The organism is Pseudochelatococcus lubricantis (genome assembly GCF_011762225.1).
In the GTDB taxonomy this organism is placed as follows: Bacteria; Pseudomonadota; Alphaproteobacteria; order Rhizobiales; family Beijerinckiaceae; genus Pseudochelatococcus; species Pseudochelatococcus lubricantis.
Genome location: NZ_JAASQI010000001.1, coordinates 715,305 through 728,978, shown reverse-complemented (window position 1 = coordinate 728,978; position 13,674 = coordinate 715,305). Strand labels below are relative to the sequence as shown.

The following is a 13,674-nucleotide window of genomic DNA, read 5'->3' as shown; positions in this document are numbered from 1 at the left end:
ATTTCCCGCATACCCTTGATTTTCCCGCGCCGAACGATGATATCGTCGCGAGGTGCTTTCCGTTCGGCAGAATCGGAAGGTTTTCGTTATTGTCCTTGTCACACCTAGCATCGATGGACCATGACCCAGAACATCAACGAACGTGCGGAGGCAGCGGCCACCGACGGGACCGCCGAGATTGAAACCGCTTCCGAGCAGACGATCGACGCCGGCCAGATCGCCCAGCTGGAGGCGGAGAAGACGGACCTGAAGGACAAGCTTCTGCGCACGCTGGCGGAAATGGAAAACATCCGCCGGCGCACGGAGCGCGAGCTTGCCGATGCCCGCACCTACGGCATCACCTCATTCGCCCGCGACGTTCTGTCCGTCTCCGACAACATCCGCCGCGCGCTCGACGCCATTCCGGCCGAGCAGCGCACGGCCGACGGCCCCCTGAAGGGCTTCGTCGACGGCATTGAGCTGACCGACCGGGAACTGGTGAAGACGCTCGCGCGCCACGGCGTGACGGAAATCTCGCCCCGCGGCGAGAAGTTCGATCCCCACCTGCATCAGGCGATGTTCGAGATCCCGGATGCGTCGGTGCCCAACGGCACCGTGGTGCAGGTGATGCAGACGGGCTTCAAGATCGGCGAGCGCGTGCTGCGCCCTGCTCTTGTCGGCGTCTCCAAGGGCGGCGCGAAGGCGCCGCCTGCACTGGACGACGATACGCCGATCATCTGATCGGCGCCGGCGGCGCGATGACGGGCGGCGGCAGGGGCTGGAACTGCTGCTGCCGCATTTGCTGATCGCGGAGCTGGTTCATCTGGAACTGCAGTTGCTGGTCGCGCTGCTGCGTGTCGAGCTGCTGCTGCAGCTGGCGGTTGGTATCCTGCAGCACGCGCTGCTGCCGCGTCTGCTGGGCCTGCGCCGCACCTGCGAGCAGCATGGCGGCAGCGACAACGGCGGCTGCCAGCGCCCGCCCTCTCAGGCCCCGGCCTGCTGCCGGTCCTACATGCTCAAACGTCGCGCCCATGATGGCGAACTCCCCCGACAAACGGTTCCCATGCCGTATATATAGGATGTCGCGCCGCTATCCGCGACGGTTTTCGCGCGTGATGGCCTGACCTGTGCGCCGCGGTCAGCGGCCGCGCGTCGTGCGCTCGGGCGTGAGTTCGAAGCGCTTGTTGAGACGCTCCACCCGCGCGGATGTGAGTTCCGCCGCGCAGAAGCCGTGCTTGTCCTCCTGCTTGTAGTTGCGGCAGACCATGGCGCGCTCCGATGAAAAGGCCGCCTGCTCGGCAGCGGCATCGCGCTGCTCCGCGCCGGAGAGCCGCCTCAGCAGCTTGCGCGACACCTCCCGCATCTCGCGTTCGGCCTTGCCACGCTGGCGCTCGATGGCAGACGTGCGGCTGGCGAGTTCGTCGCCGTCCGGCCCCCAGAGCCCCTCCGGCTCCAGCCGGCAGTCGGCCTGCACGAAGGTGCACTCGCCGTCGGGAATCGAGACGCGCACAGCGTGCGGGAGCACTTCCACGACCAGTGGGCAGACGGGCGACTGCAGCCGGTAGCGCGACTGGCTGTAGGGTTCCTCGATGCGCAGCATCGGCGCCGGGCCGTCGCTGCCGAGGTCTATCGCGCAGCGGGCGGCACGGTCGGAAATGAGATGCCCGAAGGCCTGCAGGCGCAACCCGGCGACGCCGGGCTGCTGCTCGGTGATCGTGAGCCGCCCGCCCTCATGCACCGGCAGGCCATTGCGGTGGAAAACCTGTCCGAAGATATTGTCCGGCAAGGGCGCGGCCGGCGTGGCGGCGCGCGGCGGCGCTGCCGGTTGCGCGACACCGGGCGCGGCGGGCGGCGCACCCGGCGCGGGCGTCTGCGTGGGAGGCGCGGGACGCGCCGGCCGGGCCGGGGAAGGCTGGCGCGGCGTGGCGCCTGCGGGCTCTGCGGGGTGGCTGACGGCGCCGGGCAGCACGAGCGGGCCCCCCGTCTGCGCCTGGGCCGCCGACAACGGTATCCACAGCGCCAGCGCCAGCGAAACGGACTTCTTCACGATGCTGGTGCCCCCCGTCATGCGACCCTCATTGCAAGCTTATGCTTTACGGACGCCGACTTTACCAGTCTTCCATAAACGTCGCGCTAACGGCAGCAGCTCCAGGGCTGTTTATAACTGGACTGTTTATAACCGCCCTGTGCCGCCGGGACGAGGCGGCGCGCCCAAAAATGTTCTGGCGACAGGGACATCCGGCACTTGCGAAGCAGACAAAAAACGACCACTTGATCTGACAGACGCGATACCGTCATCCTTGCTGCCGGCAGGTTCACACTTGCGGGCGGTTCGGGCCGGTCCTATATACGCGACCGACGCGCGGTAGAGCGTTGGCGGGCTCCACGCGGGCCCGTCCGATGTCAGTTACAGTCAAGCCATAAACCGGATCGCTACGGGGTCCGGGGGGCGGTCTGCTTGAAAGTGAGGGATCTCCATGGGTAAGGTTATCGGTATCGACCTCGGCACAACCAATTCCTGCGTCGCAGTGATGGAAGGGACGACGCCGAAGGTCATCGAGAACGCGGAAGGCGCGCGCACGACGCCCTCCATCGTCGCATTCACGGACGACGGCGAGCGCCTCGTCGGCCAGCCGGCCAAGCGCCAGGCGGTGACGAATCCGGAGCGCACGTTCTTCGCCATCAAGCGCCTGATCGGTCGCTCCTACGACGACCCGCTGACGCAGAAGGACCTTAACCTCGTCCCCTACAAGATCATTCGCGCCGCCAACGGCGATGCCTGGGTGCGCGCGGACGGCAAGGATTACTCGCCCTCGCAGATCTCCGCCTTCGTCCTGCAGAAGATGAAGGAAACGGCGGAAGCGCATCTCGGGCAGCCTGTCACGCAGGCCGTGATCACCGTCCCCGCCTACTTCAACGACGCCCAGCGGCAGGCCACCAAGGACGCCGGCAAGATCGCCGGCCTCGAAGTGCTGCGCATCATCAACGAGCCGACGGCGGCCGCCCTCGCCTACGGTCTCGACAAGCGCTCCACCGGCACCATCGCCGTGTACGACCTCGGCGGCGGCACGTTCGACGTGTCGATTCTCGAGATCGGCGACGGCGTGTTCGAAGTGAAGTCGACGAACGGCGACACGTTCCTCGGCGGCGAGGACTTCGATAACCGTCTGGTGGAATATCTGGCCGACGAGTTCAAGCGCGAGCAGGGAATCGACCTGCGCAAGGACAAGCTCGCCCTGCAGCGCCTGAAGGAAGCGGCGGAGAAGGCCAAGATCGAGCTGTCGTCCGCGGCCCAGACCGAAATCAACCTGCCCTACATCACGGCCGACGCTACGGGCCCGAAGCATCTCGCCATCAAGCTGTCGCGCGCCAAGTTCGAGCAGCTCGTCGAGGATCTGATCGAGCGCACCGTCGAGCCCTGCCGCAAGGCACTCAAGGATGCGGGCCTCGCGGCCGGCAGCATCGATGAGGTCGTGCTCGTCGGCGGCATGACGCGCATGCCCAAGGTGCAGGAAGTCGTCAAGCAGTTCTTCGGCAAGGAGCCGCACAAGGGCGTCAACCCGGACGAGGTCGTCGCCATCGGTGCCGCGGTGCAGGCCGGCGTGCTGCAGGGCGACGTGAAGGACGTGCTGCTGCTCGACGTGACGCCGCTGTCGCTCGGCATCGAGACGCTGGGCGGCGTGTTCACGCGCCTCATCGACCGCAACACGACCATCCCGACCAAGAAGAGCCAGGTGTTCTCCACGGCCGACGACAGCCAGACGGCGGTTACGATCCGGGTGTTCCAGGGCGAGCGCGAGATGGCGGCGGATAACAAGCTGCTCGGCCAGTTCGATCTGATCGGCATTCCCCCCGCGCCGCGCGGCGTGCCGCAGGTCGAGGTGACGTTCGATATCGACGCCAACGGCATCGTCAACGTGTCCGCCAAGGACAAGGCGACGAACAAGGAACAGACCATCCGCATCCAGGCCTCGGGCGGCCTGTCCGAGTCCGACATCGAGAAGATGGTCAAGGACGCCGAGGCGCATGCCGCCGAGGACAAGAAGCGCCGCGAGCTTGTCGAGGCCAGGAACCAGGCCGAGGGGCTCATCCATTCCACCGAGAAGTCGGTGGAGGAGCACGGCGACAAGGTGGGCGCGGCCGAGAAGACCGCCATCGAGAGCGCCATCGCCGACCTGCGCAAGGCGCTGGAAGGCGAGGACCTTGAGGCCATCAAGGCGCGCACGAACGACCTGATGCAGGCTTCGCTGAAGCTGGGCGAGGCCATCTACAAGGCGGGCCAGACCGCCGAGGGCGCCGCTGCCGGCGAGCAGGCGGAAGCGGGCGCGGGCGCGGGCGCCGCCGGACAGGGCGAGGATGTGATCGACGCCGACTTCCAGGAAGTCGACGACGACAAGAAGAAGCGCGCCTGATTTCATGACGGCCGGCCCGGCGTTCGCGCCGGGCCGTTTGCATCTTCTCGCATCGACAGCGACAATGCGGTTGGTGGGTTTGCCCTGCTTCGTCGGGGTACGGCGGGACCGACGACGTGATGGGGTCCGGTCATCGAAGGCAGGAACGGATGGCCAAGAGGGATTATTACGAGGCGCTGGGCGTTTCGCGCGGAGCGGTGGACGCGGAAATCAAGGTGGCCTTTCGCAAGCTGGCCATGCAGTATCACCCGGATCGGAATCCGGGTGACGCGCAGGCAGAAGCGCAATTCAAGGAAATCAACGAAGCCTACGAGGTCCTGAAGGATCCGCAGAAGCGCGGCGCCTACGACCGCTATGGCCATGCGGCCTTCGAACAGGCTGGCGCGCCGGGCGCCGCAGGCTTCGGCAACGATTTCTCCGACTTCATGACGGACATCTTCGACACGTTCTTCGGCGACACGCGCGCAGGCCCGCGCCAGCGCGGCGCGGGCGGGCGGGAACGTGGCGCGGACATGCGCTACAACCTCGAAATATCGCTTGAGGATGCGTATTCCGGCAAGACCGAGACCATCGAGGTGCCGTCCTCCGTCGTGTGCGAGGCCTGCACGGGCACCGGTGCGCGGGCCGGATCGAAGCCGCGCCAGTGCCCCACCTGCGGCGGCGCCGGCCGCGTGCGCGCCCAGCAGGGCTTCTTCGCCATCGAGCGCACCTGCCCCACCTGCCAGGGACGCGGCCAGATTATCGAGAACCCTTGCGCCGTATGTGCCGGCGCCGGCCGCGTCACGCGCAACCGCACCCTCTCCGTGAATGTTCCGCCTGGCGTCGAGGACGGGACGCGCATCCGCCTGACGGGCGAAGGCGAGGCCGGTCTGCGCGGCGGACCGCCGGGCGATCTCTACATCTTCCTCTCGGTGCGGCCGCACGAACTCTACCAGCGCGACGGCGCGGACCTGTTCTGCCGCGTGCCGATCTCCATGGTGACGGCGGCGCTCGGCGGCGAGTTCGACGTGCCGACCGTGGCCGGGCAGGAAGTGCGCGTGCAGGTACCGGCGGGCACCCAGACAGGCAAACAGTTCCGCCTGCGCGGCAAGGGCATGCCGGTGCTGCGTTCCCGCGATTTCGGCGACCTCTACATTCAGGTCGTGGTCGAGACGCCGCAGAACCTCACGCGCCGGCAGAGGGAACTGCTAGCCGAGTTCGAGAAGGAATCGTCCGGCGACACGCATCCCGAGAGTGCGGGATTTCTGGCGCGGGTGAAGGATTTTTTCGAAGGCTTGGGAGGCGCTTCCTGAGAAATCGGTGAAATTCGCGCCGCTCCGGCTGCAAATTGCCATTATTGGCATTCGTTTTCATTGGATTTCCTAATCCGGACAATGCATTTTCAAGGCGGAAGGGTGTATCCGTGGGGGTGCGCCTGAGTAACCTCCACCAGCGAGGAAAGTCACACCCGTGTCTGAGCAACCCGTTCCCGAACAACACTTCTCCCAGAAACCCGGCCCGCGGCCGTCCCTCCTCAAGGACAAGCCGCAAGGCATCCGGGACGATGCGCGGTTTCTGAAATCGTGGGTGGAGCATCCGCTCGTCACCGGCGCGGTCAAGCCTTCGGGGCGTGCGCTCGCGCGCACCATGGCGAACTACATCGACCCCGCGCTGCCGGGCTTCGTGATTGAACTGGGGCCGGGCACCGGGCCCGTCACCGAGGCCCTGCTGAAGCGCGGACTGGCGCCCGAGCGGCTGGTGCTGGTGGAGTTCAACCCCGACTTCTGCAAGCTTCTGCGGCAGCGTTTCCCCGCCGTCAACGTCATTCAGGGCGACGCCTACGGCCTGGGCGAAACGTTGCGCGGCATTGTGCGGGAGCCGGCGGCGGGCGTCGTTTCCAGCCTGCCGCTGTTCACCAAGCCGTTGCCCCAGCGCCTGGCGCTGCTTGAGGACGCATTCTCGCTGATGCATCCGGGGGCGCCGTTCGTCCAGTTCACCTATGCCGTCGTGCCGCCCATCCCGAAGGAAGGGGGCAGCTACAGCGCCAGGCCGTCCGGCCGGGTATGGTGGAACCTGCCGCCGGCGCGTGTCTGGGTCTATCGCCGTGGCAAGTGACACGGCCCGCGACAGGCTGATCGTCGCCCTCGACGTGCCGGACGCCGGACAGGCGCGCGCGCTCGTGGAGCGGCTCGGCGACAGCGTGTCGTTCTACAAGCTCGGCATGGAAATCGTCTACGGCGGCGGGCTGGACCTTGCCAGCAGGCTGGTCGGCGAGGGCAAGCGTGTCTTCCTCGATCTCAAGCTGCACGACATCCCGACGACGGTCGAGCGGGCGACGGCGCAGATCGCGCGCATCGGTGCGACATTCCTCACCGTTCACGCCTATCCGCAGACGCTGGCAGCCGCCGTGGCGGGCAAGGCCGGATCATCGCTGAAGATCCTGGGCGTCACCGTCATGACCTCCTACGACAACGCCGATCTCGCCGCCGCCGGATACAGGTCCGGCGTGCGGGAGACGGTGGAGCGGCGCGCGCTACAGACGCGGGATGCGGGTGCGGACGGCATCATCCTGTCGGCCGCGGAAGTGGCGGAGCTGCGTGCCCTCGTCGGCGCCGACCTGCTGCTGGTGACACCGGGCATCCGCCCCGCCGGATCCGATGCGAACGACCAGAAGCGCATCGTCACGCCGGGCGAGGCGATCCGTGCGGGCGCGGATTATCTTGTCGTAGGCCGTCCCGTGACCGCAGCCGGCGATCCGCGCCGCGCGGCCGAGGCGATCGTCGAGGAAATCGCCGCAGCGTCGGCGCCGTAAGAATATCCGCGCATCCCGGCAAGCCTTCGGGAGCCGGACGCCAAGGAGGAAACAATGGCCAAGGGCTATCTCATCGCCCGGATCGATGTGACCGATCCCGACCAGTTCGCCGTCTACGCGAAGCTGGCCGCTGGCGCCAGCGCCAGGCACGGCGCGCGCGCCCTCGTGCGTGGCGGCCGCTTCGAGACGCTGGAAGGCGCGCCACGCGAGCGCAACGTGATTCTCGAGTTCGACAGTTTCGAGAAGGCGCGCGACTATTACTACTCGGACGACTACCAGGCGGCGAAGCAGGAGCGTGAGAACGCCAGCGTCGCCGAGTTCGTTGTGGTCGAGGGCGTGGATTGATCCATTCTTGCTTCAGGTGACGATTCAATGAGTGATTTTCGGCTTGTCGTTGTCGGGGCGGGCGGACGCATGGGCCGCATGCTGGTGCGCACGGTCTCGGAAGCGGCGGGGGTAACGCTCGCCGCCGCCATCGAGCGCCCCGGCGCCGCCGAACTCGGACGGGATGCCGGCGAACTCGCCGGCGTGGGCCCGCTCGGCGTGCCGGTGACGGAGGATGTCGCCGCCGCGTTCGCGAGTGCGGACGGCGTGCTCGACTTTACCCGGCCCGAGGCATCGGTCGCCTTCGCGCGCGAAGCGGCACGCGCCGGAGTGGTGCACGTCATCGGCACCACGGGCTTCGCCGAGGCGGAGCTTGCCGAGATCGACCGGTCCGCGCAGGAAACAGTCATCGTGCGTTCTGGCAACATGAGCCTTGGCGTCAATCTGCTGGCGGCGCTGGTGCGCCGCGCGGCCAGGACGCTGGACGCGGATTTCGACATCGAGATCCTCGAAATGCACCATCGGCACAAGGTCGACGCGCCGTCCGGCACGGCGCTGCTGCTGGGCGAGGCGGCGGCGGCCGGGCGCGGCATCGCGCTGAAGGATCACGCCCAGCGGGTGCGCGACGGCTACACCGGCCCGCGCACGCCCGGCGACATCGGCTTCGCGACGTTGCGCGGCGGCTCCGTCGTGGGCGAGCATAATGTGATCTTCGCGGCCGCCGGCGAGCGCATCGAACTGGGCCACCGGGCGGAGGACAGGGGCATCTTCGCCCGCGGCGCCGTCAAGGCTGCCGTCTGGGGCAAGGGCCGCGCGCCGGGGCTTTATACGATGGCCGACGTGCTCGGCATCGCGGATATATGATAAACGCGATAAGATCGCCTGAGTTTTCGATTCCGCCTGTGGGAGATTGCTGAATGTCGCGCCTTCTTGTCCTCGTCCGTCACGGCCAGAGCGATTGGAACCTGAAAAATCTGTTCACCGGGTGGAAAGACCCCGATCTGACGGAAGCAGGCATCGCCGAGGCGCGCGCAGCCGGCAGGAAGCTGAAGGAACAGGGCATCGTCTTCGACCGTGCCTACACCTCCGACCTGATCCGCGCCCAGCATACGCTCGCGTTGATTCAGGAGGAACTCGGCCAGACGGATCTGCCTGTCGTGCGTGACCTGGCCCTCAACGAGCGCAACTATGGCGACCTTTCCGGCCTGAACAAGGACGACGCGCGCCAGCGCTGGGGCGAGGAGCAGGTGCATGTGTGGCGCCGCTCCTACGACGTGCCGCCGCCCGGCGGCGAAAGCCTGAAAGATACGGTTGCCCGCGTGCTGCCATATTATGTCCAGAACATTCTGCCGGCAGTGCTACGTGGCGAGAAGGTGCTGGTGGCGGCGCACGGCAACTCGCTGCGTGCGCTGCTGATGGTGCTGGAGAGGCTGACGCCCGAGACGATCCCGACGGTGGAACTCGCCACAGGCGTGCCGCTGGTCTACCGTCTCAACGCCGACAGCACCGTGGAGTCGAAAGCCATTCTGGAAGCGTGACCGCCGGCCGTCGGGCTGCGTGGGCAAGAACGGGAGAGCAGATGAAAGCGGCTGGCAGGAGGAGTCTCATCGCGCTGGCGCTTCTGTGCGGCGTGGGGTTTGTGCCGGGCGCGCTGCCCGGCACCGTTCCGCCCGCGTTTGCCGAGGAAGCGCCCGTGCGCATGTTTCCGCCGGGGCTCGGCATCGGCCTCGTACCGCCGGCCGAAATGGTGCCCTCGGACCGCTTCGCCGGCTTCGAGGACGAGGCGCGCGAGTCCGCCATCATCCTGATGGAGATGCCGCCGGAACTGTTTGCCGGACTCGAAAAGGACCTGCGCGACCCGAAGCGCGAGCCGCAAGGGTTCGAGCTGATCCGGCGCGAGCCGTGGCCCGTGGAGGGCGGCAAGGGCGTGCTGGTGGAAGGCCGCCACGATATCGACGGCAAGACCGTCTACAAATGGGTGCTGGCGCGCGGAACGGCATCGGCCGCCTCGGCGGTAACGTTCCAGGTTTCCGAGCGGGCGCGCGACATCTATACGGACGATGTGGTGCTGCGCACCTTGCGCTCGCTTGCACAGCGCGACCATGCCGGCCTGCTGGCGGAGCTGGGCACGCTGCCCTTCACGATCGAGGAGGCCGACGGCAAGGACAAGCGGCCCGCTTTCCGCATTTCCCGCGTGATTTCCGGCAGTTCCGTGATGCTGACGCTCGGCCCGAAGGACCTGGTGCAGGGCGCGGAACAACCTGTGATCATCATCGGCGGCAGCAAGGCGGCTATCGCCGGCGCGCTGGAACAGGACCGCTTCGCCCGTCAGTCTTTCGGGAGCCTCTCGGGCGTGCAGGGGATGCAGATCCGGCGGGGAGAGGGCGTCACGCGCGACGGCGTCGCGTGGCACGAGATGGAGGCCGACGCGCAGGATGCCACGACCGGCGCGAAGGTGCGGGTTCTGCAGGCCATCCGCTTCGACCGCGCGCAGTTCATCCGCTTCGTCATCGTCGCCCGGCAAGGAGTCTGGAAGGACGCGACGGCCTATTTCGAGCACCTGCGCGACACCGTTCGCCCGCGCCCGGAAGCCGCGGGCACGGAGACGAGAAACGAACCCGAATGACAATGGCCGGATGCCGGTAGCCACGTCACGCGAGGGCTCGCGAACTGGCTATATTGGTATAGAATGAAAACAGAACTGTTTCCGCATGCCGATTCCGCCCGTGGATCGGCCCTGAAGGTTGAACGCGCTTCCGTGACCGATCCGTTGCCCGACAAATCCGTGCCCGTCCCTTCCCTGTCGCTCGGCGAGAAGGCACGGCGGGCCGTGCAGCCACAAGTCCCCTACCTCACGGGGCTGAACCTGGAGCAGCGGCGCGCGGTCGAGACGCTGGAGGGCCCGCTGCTCGTGCTGGCAGGCGCGGGCACGGGCAAGACGCGCGTGCTGACCACCCGCATCGCGCACCTCATCGCCACCGGCCGTGCTTTCCCCTCGCAAATCCTGGCGGTCACCTTCACCAACAAGGCCGCGCGCGAGATGAAGGAACGCATCACCGCGCTGGTGGGGGCGGTCGCGGAAGGCATGCCGTGGCTCGGCACCTTCCACGCCATCGGCACCAAGATCCTGCGCCGCCATGCCGAACTGGTCGGCCTGAAGAGCGACTTCGCCATCCTCGACACGGATGACCAGATTCGCCTGCTGAAGCAGATCATCCGGGCGGAAAACCTTGACGACAAGCGCTGGCCGGCGCGGCAACTGGCGCACCTCATCGATAGCTGGAAAAACCGCGCCCTGACACCGGACAAGGTCTCCGCCGGCGAGGCGCAAGGCTTCGCCAACGGGCGTGGCGCGGCGCTTTACAAGCTCTATCAGGAGCGCCTCAAGGTGTTGAACGCGGTCGATTTCGGCGACCTGCTGGTCGAGACGATCCGCCTGTTCCGCGAGAATCCGGACGTGCTGGCCCGCTATCAGGACCGCTTCCGTTATATTCTCGTGGACGAGTATCAGGATACCAACGTCGCGCAATACCTGTGGCTGCGTCTGCTGGCACAGGGGCGGCAGAACCTCTGCTGCGTCGGCGACGACGACCAGTCGATCTACGGCTGGCGCGGGGCGGAGGTCGACAACATCCTGCGCTTCGAGCATGATTTTCCGGGCGCGGCCGTCGTGCGCCTCGAACGCAATTACCGCTCCACCGCGCACATCCTCGCCGCCGCCTCCCATCTCATTGCCCATAACGAGGACCGGCTCGGCAAGACGCTGCATACGGACGGCGCCGCGGGCGAGCCGGTCGCCATTACCGGCGCCTGGGACTCGGAAGAGGAAGCGCGCCAGATCGGCGAGGTCATCGAGACGCTGCAGGCGCAGGCGCATCCGTTGTCGCAGATTGCCGTGCTGGTGCGCATTTCCGCGCAGATGCGCGAGATCGAGGACCGCTTCGTCCAGCTCGGCCTTCCCTATCGCGTCATCGGCGGGCCGCGCTTTTACGAGCGGCTGGAGATTCGCGATGCACTCGCGTATTTCCGCTGCGTCGTGTCGCAGGCTGACGACCTCGCCTTCGAGCGCATCTTCAACACCCCGAAGCGCGGGCTGGGCGACGCGACGCTGCAGATACTGCACGCCTATGCCCGCCACGCCGGCATTCCGCTGATGCAGGCGGCACGCGCACTCATCGAGACCGAGGAGCTGAAGCCGAAGCAGCGTAGCACCCTGCGCGATCTGCTCGCCGCCTTCGACCGCTGGTCGCGGCAACTGGAAACGGTGCCGCACACGGAACTCGCGGAAATCGTGCTCGACGAATCGGGCTACACCACCATGTGGCAGAACGACCGGTCGCCCGAGGCGGGCGGGCGGCTCGACAACCTCAAGGAACTCATCCGCACGCTGGAGGAATTTCCTGATCTGCAGGCATTTCTCGAACACGTATCGCTCGTCATGGACGCTTCGGAGGGTGATTCGCACGAGCGCGTCTCCCTGATGACGCTGCACGCCGCCAAGGGCCTCGAATTCGATACCGTCTTCCTGCCCGGCTGGGAGGAAGGGCTGTTCCCCAACCAGCGCGCGCTCGACGAGCAGGGCCGGGCGGGGCTGGAGGAGGAGCGCCGCCTCGCGTATGTCGGCCTCACGCGCGCGCGCAAGTCGGCGCGGATCATGTTCGCCTCGAACCGCCGAATCCATGGCCTGTGGAACGCCACCGCGCCTTCCCGATTCATCGATGAGTTGCCGGAGGCACATGTCGAGGTCAAGGAGGCGCCGGCCGCATTTTCCTATGGCAATTATGGCCGCAGCCGCTTCGACCAGGGCAGCGGGGCCTTCGGCTCCACCTACAATACACCCGGTTGGACCCGGGCGCGCCAGAACAGCGGGCCGGGCTTCGGCGCGCCCACGGGCGCACCGCCGGGCGGGCGCCGGGGCGGCGGCCATGGCCACACCATCGAGGGCGAGATCGTGGCCCGCGCCGCAGCCTCTTCCGCCTTCCGTGCCGGCGACCGGGTGTTCCACCAGAAGTTTGGCCCGGGCACGGTGGCCACGGCCGACGGCAACAAACTGACGATCGACTTCGACAAGGCCGGGCGCAAGGCCGTGATCGACAGTTTCGTCAAACCCGCGTAAGCGTTCGGGACTTTTACTTTTCATTCGGGACACCGACGATGCCGATGTATGAGGGCCTGCTGCCGCCCAACCCTACCCACGTCCTGCGCTTCGATACGGACGAGAATGCCGCCCAGGCCATGACGGCGCTGCTCGGCGAGGTGTTCGATCCCGCCGAGACGGCGGTTGCGTCGTTCGAGACCGAGGACGGGCACTGGCATGTCGAGGCCTATTTCGCCCATGCGCCGGACGAAGCGGGCGTGCGTGACCTGCTGCGCCTCGTCATCGGCGACCGGGCGGATGAGGTGACCTTTTCCGCCATCGCGCAGAAGGACTGGGTCAGGGCCAGCCTCGACGGGCTGAAGCCGGTGCGTGCCGGGCGCTTCCTCGTGCACGGCAGCCATGACCGGCATACCGTCCGCACCAACGACATCGCCATCGAGATCGACGCCGCGCTTGCCTTCGGCACCGGCCACCACGGCACGACGCTCGGCTGCCTGCTGTCACTCGCGGATGAATTGCGCCGCCGCCGCCCGCAACGGGTGCTCGATGTCGGCACGGGAACCGGCATTCTGGCGCTTGCCGCCGCGCGCGCCGTCCGCCGCACGGTGGTCGCGGGCGATATCGACCCCGTCGCCGTCGCGGTAGCGCGCGCCAACGCACGCCTCAACGGCGCGGGCCAATTCATCCGCTACTATGCCGCGCCCGGCGTGCGCCACGCGCTGGCGAACCGTCCGCGCCGCTTCGACCTCGTCTTCGCCAATATTCTGGCGAAGCCCTTGCGCCAGCTTGCCCCCGCCATTGCGGGCGTTCTCAGCGGGCCGGGTACCCTCGTGCTTTCCGGCCTCCTGCCGCGCGACGTGCCGGGCGTGCTCTCGGCCTATGCCGCGCAGGGCCTGCGCCTCTGGAAGCGCTCGGAACGCGAGGGATGGGCGACGCTCGTGCTCAGGCGCGGCGGAGCGGCACCCGGAACCGCACGCGCACACCGGCGCCCGGCAGGGTGAGGCGCCGGCGCAGATGCGACGAATGCGGTTGCTTAGGCGGCGGGCATGTGACATATATTGCGTGAAAAC

General features: G+C 67.3%; 13 protein-coding genes. 11 read left to right on the top strand and 2 right to left on the bottom strand.

The genetic code is table 11. From position 1 onward, the window contains the following. Positions 1–120 precede the first annotated feature (120 nt). Positions 121–720: a nucleotide exchange factor GrpE gene (gene grpE / locus FHS82_RS03115; protein WP_166948559.1), complete on the top strand. Its 600-nt coding sequence runs from the start codon at positions 121–123 to the stop codon at positions 718–720. On the opposite strand, the gene FHS82_RS03110 is transcribed toward grpE, so the two are convergent. Next, positions 713–1,012: a hypothetical protein gene (locus FHS82_RS03110; RefSeq protein ID WP_166948557.1), complete on the bottom strand. Its 300-nt coding sequence runs from the start codon at positions 1,010–1,012 to the stop codon at positions 713–715. The genes grpE and FHS82_RS03110 overlap by 8 nt on opposite strands. 105 nt (positions 1,013–1,117) lie before the next feature. After that, on the bottom strand, positions 1,118–2,047 hold the full coding sequence (locus tag FHS82_RS03105; protein ID WP_166948555.1) for a hypothetical protein: 930 nt from the start codon (positions 2,045–2,047) through the stop codon (positions 1,118–1,120). A gap of 409 nt (positions 2,048–2,456) precedes the next feature. On the opposite strand from FHS82_RS03105, the gene dnaK reads away from it, so the two are divergent. The 10 genes from dnaK to FHS82_RS03055 all read left to right on the top strand — a co-directional run bounded on the left by dnaK (position 2,457) and on the right by FHS82_RS03055 (position 13,605). After that, a complete protein-coding gene (gene dnaK, locus FHS82_RS03100) occupies positions 2,457–4,391 on the top strand; it encodes a molecular chaperone DnaK (RefSeq protein WP_166948553.1) in 1,935 nt (644 codons plus the stop codon). A 149-nt stretch (positions 4,392–4,540) separates the two neighbouring features. After that, positions 4,541–5,683, top strand: coding sequence for a molecular chaperone DnaJ (gene dnaJ, locus FHS82_RS03095; RefSeq protein WP_166948551.1), 1,143 nt, complete (start codon positions 4,541–4,543; stop codon positions 5,681–5,683). Positions 5,684–5,924: 241 nt separating this feature from the next. Next, a complete protein-coding gene (locus FHS82_RS03090) occupies positions 5,925–6,485 on the top strand; it encodes a class I SAM-dependent methyltransferase (RefSeq protein WP_343042495.1) in 561 nt (186 codons plus the stop codon). Next, a complete protein-coding gene (gene pyrF, locus FHS82_RS03085; protein WP_166948547.1) occupies positions 6,475–7,182 on the top strand; it encodes an orotidine-5'-phosphate decarboxylase in 708 nt (235 codons plus the stop codon). Before FHS82_RS03090 ends, pyrF begins: the two co-directional genes overlap by 11 nt. A gap of 54 nt (positions 7,183–7,236) precedes the next feature. Then, a complete protein-coding gene (locus tag FHS82_RS03080; protein WP_166948545.1) occupies positions 7,237–7,527 on the top strand; it encodes a DUF1330 domain-containing protein in 291 nt (96 codons plus the stop codon). 27 nt (positions 7,528–7,554) lie between these two features. Beyond that, the gene (gene dapB / locus FHS82_RS03075; RefSeq protein ID WP_166948543.1) at positions 7,555–8,370 is read left to right on the top strand and encodes a 4-hydroxy-tetrahydrodipicolinate reductase; all 816 of its coding nucleotides are present in this window, start codon (positions 7,555–7,557) and stop codon (positions 8,368–8,370) included. A gap of 53 nt (positions 8,371–8,423) precedes the next feature. After that, a complete protein-coding gene (locus tag FHS82_RS03070; protein WP_166948541.1) occupies positions 8,424–9,044 on the top strand; it encodes a 2,3-bisphosphoglycerate-dependent phosphoglycerate mutase in 621 nt (206 codons plus the stop codon). Positions 9,045–9,085: 41 nt separating this feature from the next. Next, complete coding sequence (locus FHS82_RS03065) at positions 9,086–10,132, top strand: hypothetical protein (RefSeq protein WP_166948539.1); 1,047 nt, start codon at positions 9,086–9,088, stop codon at positions 10,130–10,132. A gap of 63 nt (positions 10,133–10,195) precedes the next feature. Next, positions 10,196–12,622: an ATP-dependent helicase gene (locus tag FHS82_RS03060; RefSeq protein WP_166948537.1), complete on the top strand. Its 2,427-nt coding sequence runs from the start codon at positions 10,196–10,198 to the stop codon at positions 12,620–12,622. Between the two features lie 44 nt (positions 12,623–12,666). Further along, positions 12,667–13,605 carry a 50S ribosomal protein L11 methyltransferase gene (locus FHS82_RS03055; RefSeq protein WP_166948972.1) on the top strand — a complete coding sequence of 313 codons (939 nt, stop codon included), beginning with the start codon at positions 12,667–12,669 and terminating at the stop codon, positions 13,603–13,605. Positions 13,606–13,674 lie beyond the last annotated feature (69 nt).

Excerpts from the sequence above, each read along its gene's own strand:
- FHS82_RS03065 (WP_166948539.1), top strand. The coding sequence starts at position 9,086 with ATGAAAGCGGCTGGCAGGAGGAGTCTCATCGCGCTGGCGCTTCTGTGC.
- dnaJ (WP_166948551.1), top strand. The coding sequence starts at position 4,541 with ATGGCCAAGAGGGATTATTACGAGGCGCTGGGCGTTTCGCGCGGAGCG.
- dnaK (WP_166948553.1), top strand. The coding sequence starts at position 2,457 with ATGGGTAAGGTTATCGGTATCGACCTCGGCACAACCAATTCCTGCGTC.
- dapB (WP_166948543.1), top strand. The coding sequence starts at position 7,555 with ATGAGTGATTTTCGGCTTGTCGTTGTCGGGGCGGGCGGACGCATGGGC.
- FHS82_RS03070 (WP_166948541.1), top strand. The coding sequence starts at position 8,424 with ATGTCGCGCCTTCTTGTCCTCGTCCGTCACGGCCAGAGCGATTGGAAC.
- FHS82_RS03060 (WP_166948537.1), top strand. The coding sequence starts at position 10,196 with ATGAAAACAGAACTGTTTCCGCATGCCGATTCCGCCCGTGGATCGGCC.
- grpE (WP_166948559.1), top strand. The coding sequence starts at position 121 with ATGACCCAGAACATCAACGAACGTGCGGAGGCAGCGGCCACCGACGGG.
- FHS82_RS03055 (WP_166948972.1), top strand. The coding sequence starts at position 12,667 with ATGTATGAGGGCCTGCTGCCGCCCAACCCTACCCACGTCCTGCGCTTC.
- FHS82_RS03105 (WP_166948555.1), bottom strand. The coding sequence starts at position 2,047 with ATGACGGGGGGCACCAGCATCGTGAAGAAGTCCGTTTCGCTGGCGCTG.
- FHS82_RS03080 (WP_166948545.1), top strand. The coding sequence starts at position 7,237 with ATGGCCAAGGGCTATCTCATCGCCCGGATCGATGTGACCGATCCCGAC.
- FHS82_RS03110 (WP_166948557.1), bottom strand. The coding sequence starts at position 1,012 with ATGGGCGCGACGTTTGAGCATGTAGGACCGGCAGCAGGCCGGGGCCTG.